Source organism: Streptomyces monashensis (genome assembly GCF_001866665.1).
In the GTDB taxonomy this organism is placed as follows: domain Bacteria; phylum Actinomycetota; class Actinomycetes; order Streptomycetales; family Streptomycetaceae; genus Streptomyces; species Streptomyces monashensis.
This window is the reverse complement of the sequence record NZ_MLYO01000018.1, coordinates 66,925-91,770: the sequence shown is the minus strand read 5'-3', so window position 1 is coordinate 91,770 and position 24,846 is coordinate 66,925. Positions and strand designations below refer to the sequence as shown.

The following is a 24,846-nucleotide window of genomic DNA, read 5'->3' as shown; positions in this document are numbered from 1 at the left end:
CCGTCACACACCGTCCGGACAGGCCATCGGGCTGATATCCGGAGATACGGCTCAGGTCGCCGAAGGATCTCGGCCAACTTCCGCCGAGAGCAGGCGATCGGGCTCCGCACAGGCAGGGAGCGGCTGTGGGACGTCGCGTGTGCACGCGACCGGTCCGGCGACCGACTCCCCTTCCGCGGCCCGTGGCGAGCCGACGCGCCACGGGCCGGCAGCCCCGCACCGCTCGGCACCGGTCCCCACGAGGGGAGGGACCGGTGCCGAGTGGGCGGCGGACTCATACCGGACTCACACGGTTCGCCGTTGTACGGACATGCCCGCAGATCACCTGAATCGGGACTGCCGTCCGACCCGGACGCAGCGGGGCGCGGAGGGGCATGGATATCTGACGCTCCGTCAGATACGGTGCGCTCCGCCGGCTGTTCCCGAAGGGGTGAGAGTCATGGAGAAACGTCCCCCGTGCCCGCCCGGTGCTCCGCGCTGGGTCGCGCTGTTCCGCCCGTCCGCACAGGACTCCTGGACCGTGGGGGCCGAGTCCCCGGACCGGGGGCCCGTGCTCTATGCCGTCGCCGACATGACCCGGACCGTGCGGGCGCGCGGCGAGGAGGTGACGGTCGCGCTGTGGGGGCCGGAGAACGGCGCCTGGCGCCTCTTCGACGCCTCGGCCGACCGGGCACCCGCGGCCTCCGTCTCCTCCTCTGCCGCCCCCGCCGCATCCGCCGCCTCCTCCGATGGACCAGCGCCCGGCGCCGCCGCACCGACCGTGCTCGTGCAACGCATGACGGGCCGCCGTCACCAGGTGCTGGTGGCAGCCTTGGGCAAGGCGGGCCTGCACGACCTGAGCGCCGAGGACGGCGAGGCGGTCCGGGTGCTGGCCGACGTGCTCGACGAGCCGACGGTGCGCCGGGTGGCCCACTGGCTCTCGGTCGCGGGCGGCCGGTCGTAGTCCGGAGGGTCGTCGTTCGCGGGGTCGTCGTCCGCAGGGCCGTGGCCCCGAGTGGGACGGTCTGGAGCGAGGCGCCTCGGAGTGGGGCGGTTCGGAGCTGGGCGGCCGGTTCAGGGTGCGGTCCGCGGGGCAGGGACGTCCTGGAAGCCGGCTGACGTCTGGAGGACGCATGAAGGTCTCCGTCGACCGTTCCCTGTGCTACGGCTCCGCCGAGTGCGCGTACCGGGCGCCGGACGTGTTCGCGTTCGAGGACGGGTACGGCACCGTACGGCCCGGCCGTACGGAGGTCGGAGACGCCCCGGAGGTCCGGGAGGCGGCCGAGCGGTGTCCCTCGCAGGCGATCACGCTCCAGGAAGGGGCGTGACAGCGGGACTTACCGGGGCCGCGGGTTCGGCGGGTTCGGCGTGGGACGCCCGGCCCGTCATCCGGCCCTCCCGCCTGCGGTACGGCAGGCCGACGTCCGCCGAGAGCCACAGGCCGGTGTCCTCGGACGCCGGCAGGACCGTCCGGCCGCCCAGGCGGTCAGGCAGGTGCCGGCGGACGCGGAGGGTCGACGGGCGGACGGGCGGGCGGAAGCCGCCCCGCCTCCAGAAGCCGCCCCGCCTCCAGTGGTCGGGCACGGCACCGCATTCGAGCGGGCCCTCGGCCGGATCGCCGGGCAAGCCGGCCGCGGAGCCGTCGGGCAGCGGGCCGGGGACCCGGAGGCGGTCCGGGCGACGGTGCGGTCGGCCTCCGGTACGGCCAGGTCACGGGCGAGCGCGCCCGGGGTGAGCCGGTCGTCGGCGTCCAGCACCTTGACGTGCTCCTCGTCCGGGACGTAGGGGGATCTCGTCCGTCGTCCCGTCCTCCTGGATCACCCGCTCCCACTTCCAGCCGACGGGGAGGCGCGGTGCGCTCGGGGAGACGTGGGCGTCCGGCGGGAACCGGGCGGACGGGCCATGGACGGCGGTGACAACGGTGATGCGCCGGTCCATCCTCGCGGGCGGCCCGGATGAAGACAGCGCTGGACCCCCGGCCTGCCCGGCCGGGGGTTCTTCCGTCTCGACTGACTGCTTTGGGGTACGCAAGTCGCCCTGGTGTCGTCGAGACGGCTGCGGTGCTGGTGCGCCGCGTCGAGCGGCGGGAGAACGGCGGGTCAGCAGTCGAGGGAGGCCGAGGAGGGATGGTCGGGGGCCGCGTTCTCCGCTTCCGTCGTGTCGAGGGGCCGGTGCCGGCAGGCGGGGGTCTTGCCGTGGGCCTCCGCCCGGATCCGTTGCTTCATCGTGGGGGGCAGTGCCCTGCCGTAGGACCAGGCCCAGTGGCTTTGCGCCGGGATCGTCGGGACGTTCTGTTCCGCGCTGTCCTTGCTCGGGGTCTCGGTGCGGGGAGCGGCCGCCGCGGTCGTGGCGGTCGCGGTGGTGACGAGTCCGAGCGCCGTGCACAGCGCGAGGAAGGCGGTGACGAAGGCGGTCCACAGCTTCATGACCTTGTTCTGGGTCATGGCCCCTCACTTTCGGGTTGGGCGATTTGCGTACTTTCCTCATGATGTGTATGAGCGTCGCGAAGTGGTGGACCAACGCCCGTGGCGCGTCGATGTTCCGATGAACACCACCCGGATGGCGGCAAGAGGGTCGGAAACTCCCGAAAGCCGGTGAGGACGAGCGAAGAGGGAGCAAAGTAACGGACCGTGGAGGTGTGATCACCCTCCGATCGGACAGGCCCCGGACCTGGCCTATTGCGGCTCCGGGGGCGGCAGTTGAGCTCCGACGCAGGTCACCGGTTGATATCGGCCGGTGTGTATAGTCGGGCGCCAGAGGTCCCCTACGTCAAGGAAAGACGAGGTCGCGCGGTGAAGAAGCTGCTCCTGGTCGCACTGGCCGCCATCGGCGGGCTCCTCGTGTACCGCCAGATCCAGGCGGATCGCGCCGAGCAGGACCTGTGGACGGAGGCGACTGACTCCGTGCCCACGGGTTCGTGAGTGTCGAAACCAGAATCTGAACAGACCCCGGTCGCCGAAGCGGCCGGGGTTCTGCGTTTGCGGGGGCGCACGGGGTGCGGTAGGCGTTCCGTGCGCCCCGTCGCGTCGTCGCACACCGCCCGCCGGGCGATGCGGGGCGTTTCGGACGGCCGCCCGCGTTCCCCGGATGGCGCAGGCCCGCGCGGGGCAGGATGGGCCACGGTCCGGTACGGCTCGGGACGGGCCAGGGTCCGGTACGGCCAGCGACGACGGGGGAGGCCGGGACGTGCGGGGGCGAACGCGACGGACGGTGTGGCGGACGGCGCTGCTGCCGCGGCTGTGCACCCTGCTTGCCTTGTCCGCCCTGTTCGGGTCGCCCGGTCTGCCGACGGCAGCCGCCGCGGGCGACGCGTCGTACGGCTTCGCGCCCGGCGCCCGCACGGTCGAGGGCGGCCACGGCACCGCGGACGCCGGCCGGCTGGAGCCCGGCGGGGTCTACCGCAGCTCCCTGCCGGGCGCCGGCAGCCTCTCCTACCGGATCCGGCTGGCGGCCGAAGACACGGCGTACGTCCCCGTCACCGCCGTACCTCCGGCGGACGCCGCCGTCTCCAGCACCGACGGCATCAGCGTGACGGTCCAGGACGCGGCGGGCATGCGCTGCTCCTTCGCCTCCGCCCGCTTCGGCGCCGCGCTCAGCCCGCACCCGGTCACGGCAGTGGGGGAGCGCGAGACCGGCAGGTCGCTGTGCCAGGGCGGCGGCACGTACTACGTGATCGTCCAGCGCCTCGGCACCGGCGGCTCCGGTACGACGACGGGGACGACGCCCGGTACGACGCCCACGGCCGGCTCGGAGCGGCCCTGGGACCTGGAGATCGCGCCCGCGACGGAACCGCGTACGGCGCGCGCCGGGGCCACCACCGCGCCGCGGACCTGGGACTCCGCCACCCCCGAGCCGCTCGGCGGCACCCCGCGGGAGCGGTCCGGCGGCACGGGCTTCGCCTCCGCCCGTGCGCTCGGCCAAGGTGTCTGGCGCACCGAACTGGTGCCGGGCGAGACCCGTTTCTACAAGGTGCCGCTCGACTGGGGCCGGCAGCTGCACGCCTCCGCCGAACTGGGCGCCGCCGCGGGCCAGGGCTATGTCGGCGGCGCCCTGGACCTCTCCCTCCACAACCCCGTGCGCGGCACCGTCGAGGACACCGCCCTCGGCTACACCGGCATCGCCCGGCCCGCCGTCCTCGCCCCGGTCCCGCCGGTGGAGTACGCCAACCGCTACGCCGTCCCGGCCGCGGTGACCTCCGTCCGCTTCGCCGGCGACTACTACCTGGTGCTGCACCTCAGCGAGCGGCTGACCGGCACCTTCGGGCGGGGGCCGTTCGCCGTGACCCTGCGGGTCCAGGTATCCGGTCAGGCACACGCGGGCCCGCAGTACGCCGGCCGGCCCGTGCCGGCGGACGTCTTCACGGCCACGGGGCAGGACCCGGCGGCCGCGCTCACCGGGGGTACCGGGGCCACCGGGGGTGCGGGCGGCGGGGGCAGTGATCCCGTGCTGAAGCTGGTCGCGGCCGGCGGGATCGGCACGGGGACCCTGCTGCTCGCGGTGCTCGGCGGCTGGACGCTGGCGGCCCGCCGCTCTCAGACACGGGCCAGCGCCCAGAAACCCACCGCGTAACAGGCCAGCGCCAGCAGCAGCATCGGGATCGCCACCCTGGCCGACGGCCCGGGCCGCGGCCGGCTGCGCCGCGCCCGGCGCCCACGACGACCGTGCCCGGGGACGGGAGCGGAAGTGGTGGCGGGCGCCGGTGGCGCCGGGTCCCGGGTGGTGTACGACGCGGTGACCGACGGATCGACGACGTACGGCTCCGGGACCGGGGCAGGGTGTCCGTACGGGTGCGGGTACGCGTGCGGGGACGGCTGGGGGGTGGGGGAATCGGACCGGACCTGCGGAGGAAGGGGCGGGGGCGGGGCCGCCGGAGGCGGAGTGTGCGGGGAGACGGTGTACGGCCCGGGGGCGGGGGCGTACGGCTGGGCAGCGGGAGTCACCGGGGTGACCGGGGTGTCCGGGGTGTCCTGGGGTGGGGGCAGCCGGAAGCTTCCGGTGTCCGACAGGGAGCCGGTGCCCGTGGCCGGACTGTCGGTGGCGCCGGTGTCGGTGCCGGTGTCCGTGGCCGGCTCGACGGCCACTCCGGAGGCCCTGGTGAGGGGGCCGTCGGGGCCGAACCCCGGGGGCAGCGGGCCGAGTTGGTCGAAGATCTCGATCAGCTCGTCGTCGAGGTCCGGCTCCGGCAGGAGTTCGGTGGCCGAGGCGAGCGCCTTGCGGGCGCCTGTGGCCGTGCGGAAGCGGGTGGCCGGGTCGGGCTGGAGCAGGCCCGCGACGACCTGCCAGAGCGGTTCGGGTACGCCCTTGGGGGGTCCCGGCGTCCCGTGCTCGGCGAAGTACTGCACGAGCGCCTTGGCGTCCGGCTTGGCGCCTTCGAGGAGGTACAGGGCGACCAGGCCGGCGGCGAACAGGTCGGCCGGGAAGTCGGGGTCGGCGCCGAGGAGTTGCTCGGGCGCGAGGTAACCGGGCGTGCCCACCACGAGGTTGGTCTCGGTCAGCCGGGGTTCGCCGAGCCGCATGGCGATGCCGAAGTCGGACAGCCGCAGCCGGGGGCGGCCGGTGCCGGTGGCTTCGAGGAGGAGGTTGGCGGGCTTGATGTCCCGGTGGACGACCCCTTCGCCGTGGACGGCGGCGAGACCGGACAGCAGTTGGTCGAGCAGGGTGCACACGTAGGCCGGCGGCAGGGGGCCGTAGTCGCCGACGAGGTGGACCAGGGAGCCGCCGGCGACCAGGTCCATGGTGAACAGCACCTTGTCGTCGTCGGCGGCCCAGCTGGCCGGGGCGAGGACATGGGGATGGTCGATCCGCAGGGCCTGCTCGCGCACGAAGCGCAGCAGGGAGTGGGCGTCGCGCTGCTGGAGCACCTTGGCGGCCACATAACGCCGTCGGCGGTGGTCCCAGGCACGCCAGACGGCGCCCACGCCGCCGCGTCCGATCGGGTCGGCCAGCTCGTACCGGCCGGCGAAGACCTCACCCATGGCAGCCCGCCGCTCCTCCCCCTGGCTCCGCGATGTCCCCTCCGTCCGGTGTCCCCCGCCCGGTGTTACGCCCCCACTACCCCCCTGTCGCTCCCGCTATCCCCCGCCCCGCCCGTCTCTGTGCCCGCGGCTCAGTTCTGGTGGGACTGGTAGTGGGCGACCGCGTCGGAGGTGCGGCCGGCGCCGTAGACACGGAGGAACTCCGCGAGTTCGGGGTGGGCCGGGGCGAGGCTGTCCGCGGCGTCGATGATGTCGCCGGCGGCGGCGACCGAGCGCAGCAGCGACTGGATCTCGCGGACCACCCGCTTGACCGTCGGCGCACCCGAACCGCTCGTGGTCTGGGTCGTGTTGCTGAGCACGGAGCCCCCCTGCGACTTCTTGATCTCTTCCATGCGGTCGGTCGCCTCGGCGGCGCTGACGCTGCCGTCGGCGACCTGGGCCGCCAGCTCCTGCAACAGCTGCACCCGCTGGACCACGGCAGGATTGCCGATCTTGGCCCGCTGGCCGCTCATCAGCTGCGACAGCATCGGAGCGGACAGGCCGAGGACCGCCGCGAGACGGGCCTGGTTGAGGCCGAGATCGTCGATGAGCTTACGGAAGAGCGCCCCCAACGGCTCTCCGTACCAGTTCCGCTGAAGCTCCCGCGCTCTCGCGGTCGCTTCCTGCTGTGCGGCGTCCATTGCGTCTCCCCATCGCTTCCCCTGAAAACCGCGGTTCGCTGTAGCGAACCACGCCGAGCATCTTACGGAGCGTGGTCATGCGCGGGGAGCCCCAATCTTTTTGCGGGAACCCGGGGGTGACCCGGTACTCTGGTCTGCGGCACCCGCCGGGCAACACTGCTCCGGCCGGTCGCTGCTTTCCGGGGCCTTAGCTCAGTTGGTAGAGCGCCGTCTTTGCATGGCGGATGTCAGGGGTTCGACTCCCCTAGGCTCCACGCACATATGACCCCCTGACCTGCGGAAACGTGGTCAGGGGGGTTCTTTTGTCCCGATTTTCCGTGCCGCCGTCCCGCTTGTTCTCGATCCTCGTGGCGGCCGCTGGACCCTGCACACCCGGCCGGAGTGCGGCGAGTACCGCGGGCGGCTCAGGTGCGCAGAGCACGCAGCAGCGGGTCGCGGATTTCGGTCCGGCGGTCCCCGAGGTCGGTGCGCTGGTGGAGGACGTCGGAGACGTGCCGCGTGCCGAAGAAGCCGGCGACGAGGGCGCGGGCGGCGGCGTCGGGGGGGGCGGCGTCGGCACGGATCTGGCCCTGGTCGCGGGTCTGGGCGAGCAGCGAGGTGAGGAAGCTCGTCCAGTCCACGAAGGGAGTGGAGAACTCGGCGTCGATCTGCGGGCGTTCGATCTGAAGGCGGGCGCCGCCCTGGACGACGGTGCTGTCGCGGAAGGCGAGGGCGGCGCGGTCGAGCATGGCGATCGCGGTTTCCAGCGGAGGCAGGTTCTCGGCGTCGACCTCGGCGAGGATCTGTGGCCAACAGGCGTAGTGCTCTTCCACCACGGCGACGGCGAGCCCCTCCTTGTGCGGGAAGTGGAAGTAGACGGCGCCCTTGGCCAGTTCGGCCGCCTCGGCCACGTCCTTCACAGAGGTCTCCCGTGGGACCGGGCCTTCATCTCGGCGACCTGGAGTTCTCCCTGGAGGCGCCGCTGCCGCAGGGCGGCCCGCCGGCGGATCCCACCGTGACGATCTGGATCGCCGGTACCCCGCTGAACGCCTTCCTGTCCATCGGCCCGCCGGCCTCGCGCATCGAGGAGATGCTCGCGCTGATCAAGGCCGGCGTCCTCACGGTGCTCGGACCCGGCACACGGATACGCCTGGACATCACGAGAGGCGGCGCGGGCGCACCGGGGCGGCCTTCACAGCCGAGTCCTCGGCGCTGCCCGGGCCGCCCGTACGGGCCACCGCTCTGCTCGAGGCCCGGCTGCCCGAGGCGGATCTGCGCCGAACCGCCGACCCGCTGCTGGGCCATCTTCCGGACACCGAGCAGGTCACCGCTCACCGTGTCGGCGACCACACCACCGCCGGCGGGCTCGCTGTCACCGAGCGCCCCTCCCGACTGATCGATGCCCACGGCAGCGTCCACCCGCGCCGTTACGCGTACGGCATCCCGACCGGGGCCACCCGCTGGGCCACCGCCGCCGGAATTCGCCCCGGCGTCGACTTCGTCACCCTCGGCGACTCCGACACCATCGCCCGCGCACTGCACACCCTGAGCCCCGCGGTCACCGCCGATCCGACCGACCCGACCTTCCTGGAGGCGACCGTGTGAACGCCTCGCCGGCCGCGCTGCTGCTCGCCGGTGCCGCTTCGCGCCCGGAACACCCGGCGGGATCCCTCTACCCGCGGGCCGTGTCGTCCTTCCCGCTGAGTGCGGTGGCTGCGGCCCCGGCACCCTCTCCCTGGCGCCCGGTGTCCGCACGGCGGCCCGCCGCCGGCGGCACAGGCACACGCACGTCCAGCCTTCGCCTGACGGCCGACGGCGCCGGGTGTCTCCCGCCGCGGTTTCACGTGAAACGGGCCGTGGGACGACGAGCGCACGGCTCACCCGTCGCACGGCCCGTTACGGCGGGGCGGGCTAGTCGTGGTCCTCCCCGTTCGCCTTGTCCTCGTCGGCCTGCTTGGCGCGGACCTCGGGGTCCAGGGAGGAGAGGTGGACCGGTTCGGGGACCTCGGTCGGGGCCGGCGGTTCGACCAGCCAGTCGGGGTTGGCCTGCTTGTCCCACCACTTCCACGCCGCGAAGGCCCCGCCGGCCAGCAGGGTCAGCACGGCCAGGCCCTTGAGGACACGCGCACCCCGGCAGCGGCGCTCGTTCCTGCGGGCCAGCTTGTGGATGTCCTCGGCCGAGACCTGCCCGCGCAGCGCGGCCAGGGCGGCGGCGCCCCGGGCGGCGGCCTCGTCGTACACCGGGCCGGCCGCGGCCACGGCCTGCTCGATCCTCGGGCGCGAGTACTCGGCGGCCTGCCGGGCGGCCCTGCGGGTGCGGACGGCGGCCTCCTGCGCGGCCAGGTCCACCTTCGGCGGCACATGCGCACGGGCCTGCTCCAGACGCGGGGCCAGCCGGGCGTCGTACTGCACGCGGGCCTGTTCAGCGGCCTGCGACATCACCGGCGCCAGCCGTACGCGTGCCTCCTGGGCATAGAGCGCGGCACGCTCCTTGGCCGTGTCGGCGTAGGGCGCCACCACGTCCGCGGCGTGCAGCACGCTGTCCTTCGCCGAGCCGGTCGCGGCGCGCACGCTGTCGATGCGGGTCACGGGATCCTCCTCCATCGGTGGCGTACGGTATTTCGACTTTCCACCCTTTTACGGATCATGCCTGTCAACGGCCTGCCCGGCATGTGAGGGCGTGCATATGGGTGCCCACCGCATGACCGTGCGAGGATCTGGGGGTCACACGAAGACAACGGAAGGCAGATCGTGGCTGAGCAGCTGTACGCCACCCTGAAGACCAATCGCGGCGACATCGAGGTCCAGCTTTTCCCGAACCACGCCCCCGCGACGGTCCGCAACTTCGTCGAGCTGGCCAAGGGTGAGCGCGAGTGGAAGCACCCCAAGACCGGTGAGAAGAGCACCAAGCCGCTCTACGACGGCACGATCTTCCACCGTGTCATCAGCGGTTTCATGATCCAGGGCGGTGACCCGCTGGGCAGCGGCATAGGCGGCCCCGGCTACCAGTTCGCGGACGAGTTCCACCCGGACCTGTCCTTCGACCGGCCGTTCCTGCTGGCCATGGCCAACGCCGGCCCGGGCACCAACGGCTCGCAGTTCTTCATCACCGTCTCCCCGACGGCATGGCTGACCCGCAAGCACACCATCTTCGGCGAGGTCACGGACAAGGCCAGCCAGGCCGTCGTCCAGGCCATCGCCGACGTCGAGACCGGCCGCAACGACCGTCCGGCCGCCGACGTCGTCATCGAGTCCGTCGTCATCGAGACGCGCGAAGCCTGATCAAGGCTGTCCCCTCCTGGGGAACCAAACGCCCCGCTCGTCCGTACCAAGGGTGAGCGGGGCGGGGCATTGCCGGGCGCAGGCCTACGACGAGCAAGGGGAACCGATGGACCAGGCCGAAGGCAGCACGCAGGGCGCCGCCCACAGCGTGCCCATGTGCTACCGGCACCCGGACCGTGAGACCGGCGTGCGCTGTACCCGCTGCGAGCGCCCTATCTGCCCCGCGTGCATGATCAGCGCCTCGGTCGGCTTCCAGTGCCCCGAATGCGTCCGTGGCGGCTCCGGCACCGGGCACGCCCCGGAAGCATCCGCCCCGCGCACGATCGCGGGCGGCACGATGACGGCCGACCCCCGGCTGCTCACCAAGCTGCTGATCGGCATCAACGTCGCCGTCTTCCTGGCACAGCAGGCCATCGGCGACACGGTCACCGAGCACTTCGAGCTGATCGGGCGGGCCCAGTACTCCCTGTTCGGCCCCCTCCAAGGCGTCGCCGAGGGCCAGTACTACCGCCTGGTCACCGCGATGTTCCTGCATTCGCCGACCAACTTCACCCACATCCTGTTCAACATGCTCAGCCTGTGGTGGATCGGCGGCCCCCTCGAAGCGGCCCTGGGCCGGGCCCGCTACATCTCCCTTTACCTGGTCTCGGGTCTGGCCGGCAGCGCGCTCACCTATCTGCTCGCCTCGCCCGTCGAGCCCTCGCTGGGCGCCTCCGGGGCGATCTTCGGGCTCTTCGGCGCGACCGGAGTGCTGATGCGCCGCCTCAACTACGACCTGCGCCCGCTCGTCGGCCTGCTGGTGATCAACCTGATCATCACCTTCTACCCGGGCTTCAACATCGCCTGGCAGGCCCACATCGGCGGTCTGGTCGCCGGTGTCGCCGTCGGCTACGCCATGGTCCACGCCCCGCGCGAGAAGCGGACGCTGGTCCAGTACGGCGCCTGTGCGGTCGTCCTCGTCGCCGTGGTGGTGCTCACCCTGATCAGGACCGCCCAGCTCACCTGATCCCGGCCCGCCGGCGAACCTGATACCGAACCGTTGTCCACAGCGTGTGCCGGATCTTGTGCACCGCGTGCGGGCACAGCTGTGCCCCCTGTCGCTCGGATGTGTTTCCGCAGGTCAGGCGGAGGGCGAACTGATGTGTGGGGGCTGCCGGGGCAGTCATACCGGCGTCAACGCCCGATGGGTTATCCACAGATCGTCGTTCTTTTCCCCATGTGGAAAACGCCTGTGGATAACTCAGTGGACAGCCTTGGGGAGAGCTACGGGAGTGCTACTTCCACTGCGTGGAGACACCGAAGCCGGCGGCGATGAAGCCGAAGCCGACCACGATGTTCCAGTTGCCCAGGGCGTCGAGGGGCAGCGAGCCGTCGGTCACGTAGAAGACGACGATCCAGGCCAGGCCGATCACGAACATGGCCAGCATGACCGGGGCGACCCAGCCTCGGCTGCCCAGCTTGATCGCCTGTGCCTGCTTCGCCGGCGGCGGCGTGAAGTCGGCCTTCTTGCGGATACGTGACTTCGGCACGAGGGTCTCTCCTGTCGATGCGCTGCGTGGCCGCGCAGGTAACTGGGTCGGGCGCGTCCGTTAGCGTAGTGCTTCCGTGGCGCCGAAAGAGATAAGGGTACGTTGAGCAATTCTGCCGACTCCCCCGGGACGGGATCAACGGGTTCCGGCACGGGACGCCGACCGCGTCCGGTGCGCGTCCTCACGGCCGCCGTCTTCGCTCTCGCGGGGCTCATCTTCTTCACCAGCTTCGACACGGCCAAGGGCACCGACATCCGCCAGGACGGTTCCCTGCTGAAGCTGTCCGACCTGATCCAGCAGCGCAGCCGCAAGAACAAGGGCCTGGACGAGTCCAACGCGGCCCTGCGCGAGAGCGTCGAGTCCCTCGCCAAGAGCGACGCCGGTACCAGCAAGGCCCAGGACCGCGAGCTCAGCGGCCTGGAGTCGAGTGCCGGCACCCAGCCGCTCACCGGCCACGGCCTCTCCGTCACCCTCAACGACGCCCCGCCCAACGCCACCGCCAAGCTCCCCGGCTACCCCGCGCCCCAGCCCGACTACCTGGTCATCCACCAGCAGGACCTCCAGGCCGTGGTGAACGCCCTGTGGCAGGGCGGTGCGACCGGCGTCAAGGTCATGGACCAGCGGTTGATCTCCACCAGCGCCGTGCGCTGCGTCGGCAACACCCTGATCCTCCAGGGCCGCGTCTACTCACCGCCGTACAAGATCACGGCCGTCGGGGACCCGGGCAGGCTCCAGCAGGCGCTCGCCGCGAGCAAGGCGATCCAGACCTACATGGTGTACGTCAACGTCTACGGGCTCGGCTGGAAAGTCACCGACGACGGGACGGTGACTCTTCCCGGCTACTCGGGCACAGTGGATCTGCACTACGCGAAGCCCGTGCAGTAGCCATCCGTCAGCCGTCCGTGAACGGAGGCGCCGGTGCGTGTGATCGTCCGGACCTTCAGCGAACTGTGCATCACCATCGGCGCCCTGATCGTGCTCTTCGTCGCCTACATCCTGTTCTGGACGGGTGTGCGGGCCGACGGCGCCATGAGCGACCAGATCGACCAGCTGCACCGGCAGTGGTCGAAGGGAAGCGTGCAGCCGGCGACGCGCACCTCGCGCGACGGCACGACCACGACGAGGGTGACCGTGTCGGGCCCGGCGCCGTACCACTACGGCAGGCCGTTCGCGATCATGTACATCCCCCGGTTCGGTTTCACGTGGAACAAGCCCGTGGCAGAGGGCACCGGCCGGGACGTGCTGGCCAAGGGGCTCGCCCACTACCAGGGCACCGCTCAGCTCGGCCAGGAGGGCAACTTCGCGGTGGCCGGCCACCGGCGTACCTACGGCGATCCGTTCCTGGACTTTCCGAAGCTGCGGCCGGGTGACGCGGTGGTGCTCACGGACGGGACGACCTGGTTCACGTATCGGATCGACAAAGGGCCCTACAAAACCGTGCCGACGGACGTCGAGGTGATCGACCCTGTGCCACGTACGTCGGGTTACACGCGTCCGGGCCGGTATCTGACGCTGACCACGTGCGATCCGGAATGGGGGCACAGTCACCGGCTGATCGTCTGGGCGCACCTGGATTCCACCCGGTCCGTGGAGGCGGGCGAACCGGCGGCCCTGCGCCGTTAGTCGCCGTTAGTCTGGTGGCGTACGGCGTGAGTCAGGTGCCGTGGGGATACGGAAGGAACGGCATGTACGGCTGGATCTGGCGGCATCTGCCGGGGAACGCGTGGGCGAGGGCGTTCATCTCGCTCGTATTGATCCTGGCCGTGGTCTACGTCCTGTTCCAGTACGTCTTCCCGTGGGCCGAACCGCTGCTGCCCTTCAACGATGTGACGGTGAACAACCAGTGAGCGCGCGGATTCTCGTCGTCGACAACTACGACAGCTTCGTCTTCAACCTCGTCCAGTACCTGTACCAGCTGGGCGCCGAGTGCGAGGTGCTGCGCAACGACGAGGTGTCGACCTCGCACGCCCAGGACGGTTTCGACGGCGTGCTGCTCTCGCCCGGCCCGGGCACGCCGGAGCAGGCCGGGGTGTGCGTCGAGATGGTCCGCCACTGCGCGGCCACCGGCGTCCCCGTCTTCGGCGTCTGCCTCGGCATGCAGTCGATGCAGGTGGCCTACGGCGGTGTCGTGGACCGGGCGCCCGAGCTGCTGCACGGCAAGACCTCCCCGGTCGAGCACGAGGGTAAGGGCGTCTTCGCGGGCCTGCCCTCCCCCTTCACGGCGACCCGGTACCACTCGCTGGCCGCCGAGCCGGACACGGTCCCGGCCGAGCTGGAGGTGACCGCCCGCACCCACGACGGCATCATCATGGGCCTGCGTCACCGTGAACTGCCGGTCGAGGGCGTGCAGTTCCACCCCGAGTCGGTGCTCACCGAACACGGGCACCGAATGCTGGCCAACTGGCTGGTGGAGTGCGGCGACCAGGGTGCCGTGGCGAGGTCGGCGGGGCTCGCCCCGGTGGTGGGCAGGGCCACGGCGTGACCGCCCTGCGCCCGGAGCGCGAGACCGATGCCTCGTACGGGGATCAGTCGTACGAGGCTTCCGGTGCGCTCGGGTCGTGGGATGCGCAGGGGATGCAGGAACCGTACGGGGAGTCGTACCGCGACCCCCTCGACGACGAGACGATGGCGCTGCGGGTCCCCGATCCGGCCCTCGATCCGCTGGCCGGCCCGCCGGGCGAGCCTGTACGCGGCTCTGCGGCCTCTTCGGCCTCCACCGCGTCCGAAACCGCGACCGGCGGGCGTGCGGCCCGCAGAAAGGCCGCGAAGCGCCGGGGCGGGGGGCGTGGCGGCGGTCGGCACGGCGGTGGCCGGGAGAGCGCGTCCGCCACGGCGACCCCGGAGGAGCCGGAGCGGCCGCTGTCCCGGGTGGAGGCCCGGCGGCAGGCGCGGCTGCGCAAGCCGTCCCCGGGCGTGCTCGCGAGCCGGGCGATCGGCGAGGTGTTCATCACCACCGGCGTGCTGATGCTGCTGTTCGTCACCTACCAGCTGTGGTGGACCAACGTCCGCGCGCACGCCCAGGCCGGCAGCGAGGCGCACCAGCTCCAGGACGACTGGGCGAGCGGCAAGCGCAACCCGGGCGTCTTCGCGCCGGGCCAGGGCTTCGCCATCCTGCACATTCCCAAGCTGGACGTGGTGGCGCCGATCGCGGAGGGCGTCAGCAACGCGAAGGTGCTCGACAAGGGCATGGTCGGGCACTACGGCGAGGCGCCGCTGAAGACGGCGATGCCGGACGCCAAGACCGGTAACTTCGGGCTCGCGGCGCACCGCAACACCCATGGTGAACCGTTCCGGTACATCAACAGGCTCGCCGCCGGCGACGCGGTCGTGGTCGAGACGCAGGACACGTACTACGTGTACAAGGTGACGTCGACGCTTCCGGTGACCTCGCCGTCCAACACCAGCGTGCTGGACCCGATCCCGAGGGGCTCCGGGTTCACACAGCCCGGCCGCTACATCACGCTCACCACCTGCACGCCGGAGTTCACCAGCAAGTACCGGCTGATCGTCTGGGGCAAGATGGTCCAGGAACGCCCGCGCAGCGAGGGCAAGCCGGACGCGCTCATCGAGTAGGGCTCGTCGAGGAGAGCTCATCGAGCAGGGTTCATCACACAGGGGCAGAGGGAACAGTGGCAGCGACCGCCGACGAGACCGAAGAACACACGGACGCGTCCGAGCCGGAGCCCGCCGCGCGCCGCCGGCGTCCCGGACGGATCGCGACGGCGGTCAGCGTCTTCGGTGAACTCCTCATCACGGCAGGGCTGTTGCTCGCCCTGTTCGTCGTCTACTCCCTGTGGTGGACGAACGTGATAGCGGACCGCAAGGCGGACAAACGGGCCGACAAGGTCCGTCAGCACTGGGCGCAGTCGCAGGGGTCGAAGGACTCCGGCCCCGGCGCGCTGGACACCAAGGACGGCATCGGCTTCCTGCACGTGCCCGCGATGAAGAACGGCGAGGTGCTGGTCGAGAAGGGCACGGGCACCGACGTCCTCAACGACGGCGTGGCCGGCTACTACACCGACCCGATCAAGGCCGCGCTGCCCATGACCGGCAAGGACGGCAACCTCACCCTCGCCGCGCACCGCGACGGCCACGGCGCGAAGTTCCACAACATCGACAAGCTGAAGGTGGGCGACCCGATCGTCTTCGAGACCCGGGACGACTGGTACGTCTACAAGGTCTACTCGATCCTCCCCGAGACCTCGAAGTACAACGTCAAGGTCATCTCCCAGATCCCGAAGGAGTCCGGCAGGACGAAGCCGGGCCACTACATCACCCTGACGACCTGCACTCCGGTCTACACCTCGGAGTACCGGTACGTGGTGTGGGGCGAACTGGTCCGGGTGCAGAAGGTGGACAGCGAGCGGACGCCGCCGAAGGAACTGCGGGGCTGAGGACGACGAAGGCCCCTCGGCTCTCCGAGGAGCCGAGGGGCCTTCGCGCTGCGGTGGGGCGGTGCCGGTCAGCCGTTGTTGCCGCCGAAGATGCCGCCGTTGCCGTTGCCGCCGCCGACATCGATGGTGGTCAGCACGATCTGGGTGCTGGCCGGATCGGCCTGGGTGCCCTGTGGCGGGGACTGCCCGAGGACCCGCGCCTTGTCGTCGTTGGCTCCGTTGACCTGGATGTTCGTGAAGCCGGCCTGCTGCAGGATCTGCTGGGCCTGCTTCAGGGGCTGACCGACGACGTTCGGGACCTGACCCTGCGTCGGGCCGCCCTGGAACTTGCCGACGTTGATCACCACGCCGGTGTTCTTGGCGACCTGCGTGCCCGCCGCCGGGTTGGTCGAGAGGACCTTGCCGTTCTGGGTCTGGTCGGCGGTCGGGCTGTCGGTGCAGCTCGGCGTCAGGCCCAGCTGGGTCAGCTCGGACTTGGCGTCGTCACAGGACTTGCCGACCAGGTCGCCCGGGATGGTCACCTTCTCCTCCGCCTTGGCGACGGTGAGGGTGATCGTGGAGCCCTTCTGCCTCTCCTCGCCGCCGGCGGGGTCCTGCTCGGTGACGACACCCGCGGGCTGGGTGGACACCACGTCCTTCCTGTCGACCTGGAACCCCTTGTCCTTCAGCTGGGACTGGGCCTGGTCGAACTGGATGCCACGGACATCCGGAACCTGGACCTTCGGCGCCCCCGTCGACACCACCAGCGTGATCGTGTCGCCCTTCTTCACCGGGGAGCCCGCCGCCGGGTCCTGGGAGCAGACCGAGTTCTTCGGCTGGTTCTCACAGGGTTTGCGGGTGGGCGTGCCCAGTTTCAGGTCGGCGTTGATCGCCATCTTCTGGGCGTCGGCGTAGGTGGAGCCGACGAAGTTCGGGGCGTCGAAGGTGTCGGCGGACTTCCCGCTGAACGCCCACTTGCCGATCAGGATCGCGCCGATCAGGACGAGCACGCCCGCGACCACCAGGAGGACCGTGGAGGTGTGGGACTTCTTCGGCTGCTGGCGCCGCCGGCCCGGGGAGTCGTCGTAGCCGTAGCCGCCGTCGTCCGGGTTCATCGGCGGGAGGACGGTCGTCGCCCCCGCGGGACCGCCGGCGTCGGGGCGCAGGGCCGTCGTCGGCTGGTCGTCGCCGTAGCCGCCGTAGCCCACCGCACCCAGCGCGGCCGTCGCCGCGACCGGCTGGCCGTCCAGGCACGCCTCGATGTCGACGCGCATCTCGTCGGCCGACTGATAGCGGTAGTTCGGGTCCTTGACCAGTGCCTTCAGGACGATCGCGTCCATTTCGGGCGTGATCTCGGGATCGAAGACCGACGGCGACTGCGGCTCCTCGCGCACATGCTGGTAGGCCACGGCCACCGGGGAGTCGCCGACGAACGGCGGCCGTACCGTCAGCAGCTCGTAGAGGAGACAGCCGGTCGAATAGAGGTCCGAGCGGGCGTCGACCTGCTCGCCCTTCGCCTGCTCCGGCGAGAGGTACTGGGCCGTGCCGATGACCGCGGCCGTCTGCGTCATCGTCATGCCGGAGTCGCCCATGGCGCGGGCGATGCCGAAGTCCATCACCTTGACCTGGCCGTTGCGCGTCAGCATGACGTTCGCCGGCTTGATGTCACGGTGCACGATGCCGTTGCGGTGGGCGTACTCCAGGCCCTGGAGGATGCCGACGGTCATCTCCATCGCGCGCTCCGGCAGGAGCTTGCGACCGGAGTGAAGAAGCTCACGGAGCGTGGAGCCGTCGACGTACTCCATCACGATGTACGGGATCGAGACCCCGTCGATGTAGTCCTCGCCCGTGTCGTAGACCGCGACGATCGCGGGATGGTTGAGCGAGGCGGCCGACTGGGCCTCCCGGCGGAACCGAGCCTGGAAGGAAGGGTCGCGTGCCAGGTCGGCGCGCAAGGTCTTCACTGCCACGGTGCGGCCGAGACGGGTGTCATGCGCGAGGTAGACCTCCGCCATGCCACCACGACCGAGCACCTGGCCCAGTTCGTACCGGCCGCCGAGGCGACGCGGCTCTTCCATAGCTACCTACCAGCCCTCTCCGTCGGTCCCGGCCGCGCACGTCTCGTGCGCCGCCGGAGGCTGCCGTCCGGGCCTACCGTACCCGGCTCGCTTTGTGTGACCTGGCCAAGCCCGGAACCCGATACAGGACCGGTATCGCAACGTGCAACGTTGTGAAGAAGACGTGATGGGGGTCACTTCTTCGACTGGATGACCGCCTGCATGACGCTCTTGGCGATCGGCGCGGCCAGACCGCCACCGGAGATGTCGTCACGGTTGGCGCTGTTGTCCTCGATGACCACGGCCACCGCCACCGGCGAGCTGCCGTCGGGCAGCTTGGCGAAGGAGATGAACCACGCGTACGGGTTGGCGCTGTTGGCCACACCGTGCTGCGCGGTACCGGTCTTGCCGCCGACCGTGATGCCGTTGATCTTGGCGTTCGTGCCGGTGCCCTGCTCGACCACCGTCTTCATCATGTCCTGCAGGATCTGCGCGTTCTTCGAGGACAGCGGCTGGCTCAGCTGCTCCGGCTGGGTCTGCGAGACCGTGTCGAGGTTGGACGACTGGAGCTTGTCCACCATGTACGGCTTCATCAGCTTGCCGTCGTTGGCGACCGCCGAGGCGACCATCGCCATCTGGAGCGGCGTCGCGGCGGTGTTGAACTGGCCGATGGAGGACAGCGCGGTCTGCGACGCGTTCATCTTGTCGGAGAACACCGAGGGGTAGGCGCGGACCGGCGTGTCCTGCGGCGAGTCGAAGCCGAACTTCTTCGCCTCCGCCAGCATCTTGGCGTTGCCGAGGTCGGCGCCGATCTTGCCGAAGACCGAGTTGCAGGAGTACTGGAGGGCGGCCCGCAACGTGGCGTCCTTGCAGGGGATGTTGCCCTCGTTCTTCAGCGGCGTCGTCGTGCCCGGCATGACCCACGGCAGCGGCGAGTTCGTCGCGGTGTCGGCCGAGGTGTACAGCCCGTTCTCCAGCGCGGCCGCCGCCGTGACCACCTTGAAGGTGGAGCCCGGCGGGTAGGTCTCGCGCAGCGCCCGGTTCAGCATCGGGTCGGCCGGGTCGTTGCTCTTCTGGAGCTTGGTCCAGTTCTTGGAGTCCACGTCCGTGGAGTTGCCGGCGAAGGACGACGGGTCGTACGACGGGTAGGAGGCCAGCGCCAGGATCTTGCCGGTGGACGGCTCCAGCGCGACGACCGCGCCCTTGCCGCCCTGCGCCTTCAGACCGTTGAACGCCGCCGTCTGCGCGGCCTGGTTCAGCGTGGTGACGACGTTGCCGCCCTGCTTCTGCTTGCCCGTGATCATGTCCAGGGTGTTGCGGAAGAAGAGCCGGTCGTCGGTGCCGCTGAGGATGCCGTCGTCGATGCTCTCCAGCTGGGTGGAGCCGAAGGCCTGCGAGGAGTAGCCGGTGACGGGGGCCCACATGGCCCCGTTCTTGTAGGTCCGCTTGTACTTGAAGTCGCCGTGCTTGGCCTCGACGGAGCCCGTTATCGGGTTGCCGTCGACGATGATGTCGCCGCGCGGGGTCGCGTACCGCTCGATGGCGACCCGGCGGTTGTTCGTGTTGGTGCGCAGGGAGTCTGCCTGGACGTACTGGAGCCAGTTGTCGCGGATCAGCAGGGCCATCACGAGGATGCCGCAGAAGATCGCGATCCGGCGCAGGGGTTTGTTCATGACGGGCGGACCACCTGGGTCATCTCGGCGTCGGGGTTGGCGGCGGGGGCGGGCGCCGGGCGGCGCGCGGTGTCGCTGATCCGGATCAGGATGCCGATCAGGGCCCAGTTCGCGATCACGGAGGAACCGCCGTAGGCGAGGAACGGCATCGTCATACCGGTCAGCGGGATGAGACCCATCACACCGCCGGCCACGACGAAGACCTGGAGCGCGAAGCCACCGGACAGGCCCACGGCGAGCAGCTTGCCGAACGGGTCGCGGGCGGCCAGCGCGGTACGGATGCCACGCTCGGCGATCAGGCCGTAGACCAGCAGGATCGCCATGACACCGGCCAGGCCCAGCTCCTCGCCGAAGGTGGCGAAGATGAAGTCGGAGTTGGCGGCGAACCGGATCAGCTCCGAATGGCCCTGGCCCCATCCGGTGCCCAGGGTGCCGCCCGAGCCGAACGCCCACAGCGCCTGCTGGAGCTGGTCGGAGTGCACGCCGGTGACGCCCGGGGTGCGGCTGAGCACGTACTCGTGCATCGGGTCGAGCCAGGCCTGGACACGCACCTGGATGTGCGGCTCGAAGCTCGCCACACCGACGGCGCCGACCGCCGACATCAGCAGACCGAAGACGATCCAGCTGGTCCGCTCGGTGGCGACGTACAGCATGATCACGAACATGCCGAAGAACAGCAGCGACGTACCGAGGTCGGTCTCGAAGACCAGGATGAGGATCGAGATCGCCCACACGACGAGGATCGGGCCGAGGTCACGGCCGCGCGGCAGGTACATCCCCATGAAACGGCGGCTGGCGAGCGCCAGCGCGTCCCGCTTCACCATCAGATAGCCGGCGAAGAACACCGCCAGCACGATCTTGGCGAACTCACCGGGCTGGATGGTGAAACTGCCGACCGAGATCCAGATCTTCGCGCCGTAGACGTCGGCGCCCAGGCCCGGCACCAGCGGCAGCAGCAGCAGGACCAGCGCCGTCGCCATGGAGATGTAGGTGTAGCGCTGGAGCGTGCGGTGATCCTTGAGGAGGATCAGCACCGCGACGAACAGCGCGATGCCCATCGCCGTGTACAGCAGCTGGTTGGTGGCCTTGCCGCCCGCGACGTGGATCTGCTGGAGCAGCTTGGACTGGTCCAGCCGCCAGATGGCGACCAGGCCGAGCCCGTTGAGCAGGGTGGCCAGCGGCAGCAGCAGCGGGTCGGCGTACGGCGCGAACTTCCGTACGACGAGATGGGCGACACCGGCCAGCAGCGCGAGGCCGAGGCCGTAGGCCAGCAGCCCGGCGGGCACCTTGCCGTCGATGGCCAGACCCACGTTGGCGTAGGCGAACACCGGGATGACCACGGCGAAGACCAACAGGGCCAGCTCGGTGTTGCGCCGGCTCGGCGCGCCGATCGCGCCGATCGTGGACGTGTGATGTGTCGGCGGGTTAGTCGTACTGCTCATCGTGTGACAGGGCCTCTCGCGGCGGGGCTACTGCTTGCCGCACTGATCGACGACCTTCTGCTCATCCTCGGAGAGGCTCGGGCCGGGGTTGGGAGTGGCGGACGCGGTCGGCGGCTTCGAAGAGTTCTTCGAAGCGGGCGCCGAACCGGATGGGTGCGGCGTCGGTGTCGCCTTGGACGCGACGGAGGTACGGGTGGTTCCCGTGGTGCCCCCGGCCTCGCCCTGGCCCGTCTTCGCGTTCTTCTGCGACTCCGCGGCCGTGCGCTCCGCCTGCTTCCTGCACGCGGAGGCCTGCACCGACAGCGCCTCGATCTTCGTCTCGGCCTGCTGGAGACCGCCCGCCGCGATCGTGTTCTTGACCTGCTGCTGCTGGTACGGCGGCAGGTACTTGAGTTCGATCTCGGGGTGGTCCTTCTCCACCTTCGACAGCGACACCCAGGCCAGATCCTGGCTGATGCCGCGGTACAGCGCCACGTGCTCGTCCTTGGTGCCGACGTAGTACTGCGTCTGCGTCCAGCGGTAGCCGCCGTAGAGGCCGCCGCCGATCACGGCGAGCGCGAGCGCGCCGTACAGCGTTCCCTTCAGCCAGCCGCGCCTGCGCGGCTTGGTGAAGTCGCCCTCGGCGTAGTCGGCGAAGCCGCCCGTCGGGACGTACCCGTCGGTGTCGCCGGAGCCGGGCGGGCCGAACTCGCCGCCGCCGTGCCCCTGGCGGCCCAGGTGCGAGGCGCGGCCGGCCGGGGTCTGCATGATGCCGTTGTCGTGCAGGTGGTGCTGGTTCTCGGCGACCGCGCCGACCACCACCGGCTGGTCGGACAGCTGCCCGGCGAGGGTGTCGCCGGTGTCCAGGTCCAGCACGTCCGCGATGATGACCGTGATGTTGTCCGGGCCGCCGCCGCGCAGCGCGAGCTGGATCAGCTCCTGCACGGTCTCCTGCGGGCCCTGGTAGCTGGCGAGGGTCTCCTCCATCGTCTGGTGGGAGACGACGCCGGAGAGCCCGTCGGAACAGATCAGATAGCGGTCGCCGGCCCGGACCTCGCGGATCGACAGGTCGGGCTCGACGTGCTCGCTGCTGCCGAGGGCGCGCATCAGCAGCGAGCGCTGCGGATGCGTGGTCGCCTCCTCCTCGGTGATCCGGCCCTCGTCCACGAGCCGCTGCACCCAGGTGTGGTCCTGCGTGATCTGGGTCAGCACCCCGTCACGCAGCAGATAGGCGCGGGAGTCGCCGACGTGCACCATGCCGAGCCGCTGCCCGGTCCACAGCAGCGCGGTCAGCGTCGTCCCCATGCCCTCGAGCTGGGGGTCCTCCTCGACCATGGCGCGCAGCTGGTCGTTGGCGCGCTGCACGGCGACGCCGAGCGAGGTGAGGATGTCGGAGCCGGGCACGTCGTCGTCGAGCGAGACCAGGGTGGAGATGACCTCCGAGGAGGCGACCTCACCGGCCGCCTGACCGCCCATACCGTCGGCGATCGCGAGCAGCCGCGGCCCGGCGTAACCGGAGTCCTCGTTGCCCTCCCGGATCATGCCCTTGTGCGATCCGGCGGCAAAGCGCAGGGACAGACTCATGCCCACCTCGCCCGTCGGTTCCGGGTACAGCCGGTCGTGTCGAGCCACACTGCCCACCCTCCGGTCGGGAGCGCGCCGGCGGCCGGGTGGCGGCCTGCCGCTGCGTGCTCGCTCCGCTCGCGCTCACTCATGACGTAGCACTACTTCCGCAGCTCGATGACGGTCTTGCCGATGCGGATCGGCGCGCCCAGCGGGATCGGTGTGGGGGTCGTCAGCCGGGACCGGTCCAGATAGGTGCCGTTGGTGGAGCCGAGGTCCTCGACGATCCACTGGCCGTCGCGGTCCGGGTAGATCCTGGCATGACGGCTGGAGGCGTAGTCGTCGTCCAGCACGATCGTGGAGTCGTGCGCCCGGCCCAGAGTGATCGTCTGGCCCTGCAGCGCGACCGTGGTGCCGGTCAGTGTGCCTTCCGTCACGACCAGCTTGGTGGGGGCGCCCCGCCCGCGCCGGCCGCCGCTCTGCTGGCCGCGCTGCGGCGGGGGCGTGGCGGCCTGCTGCCGGGGCGCCTGCTGCTGGCGCCCGGCCTCCCTACGCGATCCGCGCTGGGTGACGCGCGTACCGAACAGGTCGCTGCGGATGACCTGCACGGCCACGATCACGAACAGCCACAGTACGGCCAGGAAACCCAGCCGCATGACCGTGAGGGTCAGCTCTGACATTGCCCCCGCTTCACCCTTCGGCTTGCCTATAGATAACGGTGGTGCTGCCCACGACGATCCGCGAGCCGTCGCGGAGCGTAGCGCGGGTGGTGTGCTGCCCGTCCACCACGATGCCGTTGGTGGAGCCGAGATCCTGGATCGTCGAGGGCGTTCCGGTCCGGATCTCGCAGTGCCGGCGGGAGACGCCGGGATCGTCGATCCGTACGTCGGCGTCGGTGCTGCGGCCCAGAACCAGCGTCGCGCGGGAGATCTGGTGGCGGGTGCCGTTGATCTCGATCCAGTAGCGGGTGCGTCCGCCGCTCGCGGGAGCGGCCGCCGGCCGCTGACCGGCGGGCTGGGGGTAGCCGTAGCCGCCGGGGCGGGCGCCGCCGCCCGGCGGCGCCGACGGCATCGGGGGCGCGCCGGCCGGCATGGCCGGCGGCCCGCCGTGGCCACCGGCGCCCGGAGCCGCCTGCGGGGCCTGTGGGGCCGCCTGGCTGCTCGAGGAGGCCAGAGTGCGGCTGCGCACCCGGTACAGACCGGTGTCCAGGTCCTCGGCCTTCTCCAGGTTGACCTTGATCGGTCCCATGAAGGTGTAGCGCTGCTGCTTGGCGTAGTCGCGCACCATCCCGGCCAGCTCGTCCCCGAGCTGTCCGGAGTAGGGGCTGAGCCGCTCGTAGTCGGGCGCGCTCAGCTCCACGATGAAGTCGTTCGGTACGACGGTCCGGTCGCGGTTCCAGATCGTGGCGTTGTTGTCACACTCACGCTGGAGCGCGCCCGCGATCTCCACGGGCTGGACCTCGGACTTGAAGACCTTGGCGAAGGTGCCGTTCACCAGGCCTTCGAGACGCTGCTCGAACTTCTTCAGGACTCCCATGGGGCACCTCCTCCGTCCCTGCCGTTTCCTTGCCGTGCTCTGTACTACTGCGCTCTGCTCACTGATCGTATCTACGCGCCACGCGATCAGCCGGTTCCTGCCATGGATCGTAGAGGCGCGTGCAGACCAGTGTCCCGCACCCGGCTGTGGACCCGGCCCGCCTCCTGGGCAGACGGCGGGTACCGGTACGAGGTTGATACGTGAACAGGGTCTCGCTGATACGTGCGACGAGGCGCGGGGCGCAAGGGGCTCGCACGGCACGCGCACGGGGCGTGGGCGGCATGCGGACGGGACGCCGGCACGGCCAGGAACCGGTGGTCAGAGGCATGGGCCGGGCCCACGGGAAGGGATGTGAACCCACCCCGTACGACGTGCTAATGTTCTGCATGTCGGAAGGGGCCAGCCCGAAAGGGAAGGGACCGGAAGACACACCCAATGCGCGGGTGGCGGAATAGGCAGACGCGCTGGATTCAGGTTCCAGTGCCCGCAAGGGCGTGGGGGTTCAACTCCCCCCTCGCGCACAGAGGCTACGGGCCCATCGTGAAAACGATGGGCCCGTAGTCGTATGTACGGCTGTTGAACGGCTGCCTTCTTTTGTGTGCGTCGTGTGAGGAAGCTCTCTTCCCGGAGTGCTCCCCGGCGCGTGCTCCACGGCTCGGTTGTCCACAGGGAGTTATCCACAGGGTCTGACGCGTGACGGCCACCGGCTGTACGGTCTGCACGAGTTGATGTTCGTGCGAAGGGCCGTTCGGCGCCCGGTGCCCGCTGTTCGGTTCCGGGTCCCGATGTTCAGTGCTCG

General features: G+C 70.6%; 24 protein-coding genes, 2 tRNA genes and 1 pseudogene. 15 read left to right on the top strand and 12 right to left on the bottom strand.

The window, feature by feature from the left end; genetic code table 11:
* Positions 1 to 439 precede the first annotated feature (439 nt).
* Entirely contained in the window at positions 440 to 943 is a 504-nt protein-coding gene (locus BIV23_RS50245) for a hypothetical protein (RefSeq protein WP_071380537.1), read from the top strand.
* Between the two features lie 169 nt (positions 944 to 1,112).
* Positions 1,113 to 1,307, top strand: coding sequence for a ferredoxin (locus BIV23_RS10565; protein ID WP_071380536.1), 195 nt, complete (start codon positions 1,113 to 1,115; stop codon positions 1,305 to 1,307).
* A 771-nt stretch (positions 1,308 to 2,078) separates the two neighbouring features.
* Here BIV23_RS10565 and BIV23_RS10555 read toward each other — a convergent pair.
* Positions 2,079 to 2,423: a DUF6344 domain-containing protein gene (locus BIV23_RS10555; protein ID WP_071380534.1), complete on the bottom strand. Its 345-nt coding sequence runs from the start codon at positions 2,421 to 2,423 to the stop codon at positions 2,079 to 2,081.
* A gap of 348 nt (positions 2,424 to 2,771) precedes the next feature.
* Here BIV23_RS10555 and BIV23_RS51105 point away from each other — a divergent pair, with 348 nt between their 5' ends.
* Together BIV23_RS51105 and BIV23_RS10550 are read left to right on the top strand one after the other, a co-directional pair.
* Positions 2,772 to 2,900 (top strand): DLW-39 family protein, encoded by a 129-nt coding sequence (locus tag BIV23_RS51105; RefSeq protein ID WP_003999697.1) that lies wholly within the window; start codon positions 2,772 to 2,774, stop codon positions 2,898 to 2,900.
* 265 nt (positions 2,901 to 3,165) lie between these two features.
* Positions 3,166 to 4,548 (top strand): hypothetical protein, encoded by a 1,383-nt coding sequence (locus BIV23_RS10550; protein ID WP_177239834.1) that lies wholly within the window; start codon positions 3,166 to 3,168, stop codon positions 4,546 to 4,548.
* Here BIV23_RS10550 and BIV23_RS10545 read toward each other — a convergent pair.
* Positions 4,512 to 5,954, bottom strand: coding sequence for a serine/threonine-protein kinase (locus BIV23_RS10545; protein WP_071380532.1), 1,443 nt, complete (start codon positions 5,952 to 5,954; stop codon positions 4,512 to 4,514). The genes BIV23_RS10550 and BIV23_RS10545 overlap by 37 nt on opposite strands.
* 131 nt (positions 5,955 to 6,085) lie before the next feature.
* Complete coding sequence (locus tag BIV23_RS10540) at positions 6,086 to 6,634, bottom strand: helix-turn-helix domain-containing protein (RefSeq protein ID WP_071374893.1); 549 nt, start codon at positions 6,632 to 6,634, stop codon at positions 6,086 to 6,088.
* Between the two features lie 181 nt (positions 6,635 to 6,815).
* On the opposite strand from BIV23_RS10540, the gene BIV23_RS10535 reads away from it, so the two are divergent.
* Positions 6,816 to 6,888 (top strand) — tRNA-Ala (locus BIV23_RS10535).
* Between the two features lie 150 nt (positions 6,889 to 7,038).
* On the opposite strand, the gene BIV23_RS10530 is transcribed toward BIV23_RS10535, so the two are convergent.
* Positions 7,039 to 7,533, bottom strand: a complete 495-nt coding sequence (locus BIV23_RS10530; RefSeq protein WP_079173066.1) for a TetR/AcrR family transcriptional regulator — start codon at positions 7,531 to 7,533, stop codon at positions 7,039 to 7,041.
* Between the two features lie 82 nt (positions 7,534 to 7,615).
* Between BIV23_RS10530 and BIV23_RS46015 the strand changes: the two are divergent.
* Positions 7,616 to 8,218 (top strand): annotated as a pseudogene (locus BIV23_RS46015) (FAD/NAD(P)-binding protein); the annotation flags it as partial.
* Positions 8,219 to 8,524: 306 nt separating this feature from the next.
* Here BIV23_RS46015 and BIV23_RS10515 read toward each other — a convergent pair.
* The gene (locus tag BIV23_RS10515) at positions 8,525 to 9,202 is read right to left on the bottom strand and encodes a DUF5324 family protein (protein ID WP_071380699.1); all 678 of its coding nucleotides are present in this window, start codon (positions 9,200 to 9,202) and stop codon (positions 8,525 to 8,527) included.
* Positions 9,203 to 9,364: 162 nt separating this feature from the next.
* Here BIV23_RS10515 and BIV23_RS10510 point away from each other — a divergent pair, with 162 nt between their 5' ends.
* Positions 9,365 to 9,895: a peptidylprolyl isomerase gene (locus tag BIV23_RS10510; protein WP_071380529.1), complete on the top strand. Its 531-nt coding sequence runs from the start codon at positions 9,365 to 9,367 to the stop codon at positions 9,893 to 9,895.
* Positions 9,896 to 10,001: 106 nt separating this feature from the next.
* The gene (locus BIV23_RS10505; RefSeq protein ID WP_071380528.1) at positions 10,002 to 10,901 is read left to right on the top strand and encodes a rhomboid family intramembrane serine protease; all 900 of its coding nucleotides are present in this window, start codon (positions 10,002 to 10,004) and stop codon (positions 10,899 to 10,901) included.
* 268 nt (positions 10,902 to 11,169) lie between these two features.
* Here the strand turns inward: BIV23_RS10505 and crgA are convergent, their stop codons facing one another.
* Positions 11,170 to 11,424: a cell division protein CrgA gene (gene crgA / locus BIV23_RS10500; protein ID WP_071380527.1), complete on the bottom strand. Its 255-nt coding sequence runs from the start codon at positions 11,422 to 11,424 to the stop codon at positions 11,170 to 11,172.
* A gap of 102 nt (positions 11,425 to 11,526) precedes the next feature.
* On the opposite strand from crgA, the gene BIV23_RS10495 reads away from it, so the two are divergent.
* From BIV23_RS10495 to BIV23_RS10475, 6 genes are all read left to right on the top strand, one after another.
* Positions 11,527 to 12,309 carry a DUF881 domain-containing protein gene (locus BIV23_RS10495; RefSeq protein WP_071380526.1) on the top strand — a complete coding sequence of 261 codons (783 nt, stop codon included), beginning with the start codon at positions 11,527 to 11,529 and terminating at the stop codon, positions 12,307 to 12,309.
* Between the two features lie 33 nt (positions 12,310 to 12,342).
* Complete coding sequence (locus BIV23_RS10490; RefSeq protein WP_071380525.1) at positions 12,343 to 13,047, top strand: class E sortase; 705 nt, start codon at positions 12,343 to 12,345, stop codon at positions 13,045 to 13,047.
* A gap of 62 nt (positions 13,048 to 13,109) precedes the next feature.
* Entirely contained in the window at positions 13,110 to 13,271 is a 162-nt protein-coding gene (locus tag BIV23_RS46010; RefSeq protein WP_177239830.1) for a hypothetical protein, read from the top strand.
* On the top strand, positions 13,268 to 13,906 hold the full coding sequence (locus tag BIV23_RS10485) for an aminodeoxychorismate/anthranilate synthase component II (RefSeq protein WP_071380524.1): 639 nt from the start codon (positions 13,268 to 13,270) through the stop codon (positions 13,904 to 13,906). The genes BIV23_RS46010 and BIV23_RS10485 overlap by 4 nt, the downstream gene beginning before the upstream one ends.
* Positions 13,903 to 14,997: a class E sortase gene (locus BIV23_RS10480; protein ID WP_071380523.1), complete on the top strand. Its 1,095-nt coding sequence runs from the start codon at positions 13,903 to 13,905 to the stop codon at positions 14,995 to 14,997. The genes BIV23_RS10485 and BIV23_RS10480 overlap by 4 nt, the downstream gene beginning before the upstream one ends.
* Positions 14,998 to 15,053: 56 nt before the next feature.
* Positions 15,054 to 15,818: a class E sortase gene (locus tag BIV23_RS10475; protein ID WP_071380522.1), complete on the top strand. Its 765-nt coding sequence runs from the start codon at positions 15,054 to 15,056 to the stop codon at positions 15,816 to 15,818.
* A 68-nt stretch (positions 15,819 to 15,886) separates the two neighbouring features.
* On the opposite strand, the gene pknB is transcribed toward BIV23_RS10475, so the two are convergent.
* The 6 genes from pknB to BIV23_RS10445 all read right to left on the bottom strand — a co-directional run bounded on the left by pknB (position 15,887) and on the right by BIV23_RS10445 (position 24,047).
* Entirely contained in the window at positions 15,887 to 17,875 is a 1,989-nt protein-coding gene (gene pknB / locus BIV23_RS10470) for a Stk1 family PASTA domain-containing Ser/Thr kinase (protein ID WP_071380521.1), read from the bottom strand.
* Positions 17,876 to 18,048: 173 nt separating this feature from the next.
* Complete coding sequence (locus BIV23_RS10465) at positions 18,049 to 19,527, bottom strand: peptidoglycan D,D-transpeptidase FtsI family protein (protein WP_071380520.1); 1,479 nt, start codon at positions 19,525 to 19,527, stop codon at positions 18,049 to 18,051.
* Positions 19,524 to 20,969 carry an FtsW/RodA/SpoVE family cell cycle protein gene (locus tag BIV23_RS10460; protein WP_071380519.1) on the bottom strand — a complete coding sequence of 482 codons (1,446 nt, stop codon included), beginning with the start codon at positions 20,967 to 20,969 and terminating at the stop codon, positions 19,524 to 19,526. The genes BIV23_RS10465 and BIV23_RS10460 overlap by 4 nt, the downstream gene beginning before the upstream one ends.
* A gap of 27 nt (positions 20,970 to 20,996) precedes the next feature.
* A complete protein-coding gene (locus BIV23_RS10455) occupies positions 20,997 to 22,532 on the bottom strand; it encodes a Stp1/IreP family PP2C-type Ser/Thr phosphatase (RefSeq protein ID WP_177239844.1) in 1,536 nt (511 codons plus the stop codon).
* 140 nt (positions 22,533 to 22,672) lie between these two features.
* A complete protein-coding gene (locus tag BIV23_RS10450) occupies positions 22,673 to 23,191 on the bottom strand; it encodes an FHA domain-containing protein FhaB/FipA (protein ID WP_071380518.1) in 519 nt (172 codons plus the stop codon).
* Positions 23,192 to 23,201: 10 nt separating this feature from the next.
* Positions 23,202 to 24,047 (bottom strand): FHA domain-containing protein, encoded by an 846-nt coding sequence (locus BIV23_RS10445; RefSeq protein ID WP_071380517.1) that lies wholly within the window; start codon positions 24,045 to 24,047, stop codon positions 23,202 to 23,204.
* 437 nt (positions 24,048 to 24,484) lie between these two features.
* Between BIV23_RS10445 and BIV23_RS10440 the strand changes: the two genes are divergently transcribed.
* Positions 24,485 to 24,568, top strand: a tRNA-Leu gene (locus BIV23_RS10440).
* Positions 24,569 to 24,846: the final 278 nt, after the last annotated feature.

Coding starts and splice junctions, on each gene's coding strand:
- BIV23_RS10445 (WP_071380517.1), bottom strand. CDS start 24,047: ATGGGAGTCCTGAAGAAGTTCGAGCAGCGTCTCGAAGGCCTGGTGAAC.
- BIV23_RS46010 (WP_177239830.1), top strand. CDS start 13,110: ATGTACGGCTGGATCTGGCGGCATCTGCCGGGGAACGCGTGGGCGAGG.
- BIV23_RS10565 (WP_071380536.1), top strand. CDS start 1,113: ATGAAGGTCTCCGTCGACCGTTCCCTGTGCTACGGCTCCGCCGAGTGC.
- BIV23_RS50245 (WP_071380537.1), top strand. CDS start 440: ATGGAGAAACGTCCCCCGTGCCCGCCCGGTGCTCCGCGCTGGGTCGCG.
- BIV23_RS10460 (WP_071380519.1), bottom strand. CDS start 20,969: ATGAGCAGTACGACTAACCCGCCGACACATCACACGTCCACGATCGGC.
- BIV23_RS10465 (WP_071380520.1), bottom strand. CDS start 19,527: ATGAACAAACCCCTGCGCCGGATCGCGATCTTCTGCGGCATCCTCGTG.
- BIV23_RS10555 (WP_071380534.1), bottom strand. CDS start 2,423: ATGACCCAGAACAAGGTCATGAAGCTGTGGACCGCCTTCGTCACCGCC.
- BIV23_RS10540 (WP_071374893.1), bottom strand. CDS start 6,634: ATGGACGCCGCACAGCAGGAAGCGACCGCGAGAGCGCGGGAGCTTCAG.
- BIV23_RS10545 (WP_071380532.1), bottom strand. CDS start 5,954: ATGGGTGAGGTCTTCGCCGGCCGGTACGAGCTGGCCGACCCGATCGGA.
- BIV23_RS10450 (WP_071380518.1), bottom strand. CDS start 23,191: ATGTCAGAGCTGACCCTCACGGTCATGCGGCTGGGTTTCCTGGCCGTA.
- BIV23_RS10455 (WP_177239844.1), bottom strand. CDS start 22,532: ATGAGTCTGTCCCTGCGCTTTGCCGCCGGATCGCACAAGGGCATGATC.
- BIV23_RS10505 (WP_071380528.1), top strand. CDS start 10,002: ATGGACCAGGCCGAAGGCAGCACGCAGGGCGCCGCCCACAGCGTGCCC.
- pknB (WP_071380521.1), bottom strand. CDS start 17,875: ATGGAAGAGCCGCGTCGCCTCGGCGGCCGGTACGAACTGGGCCAGGTG.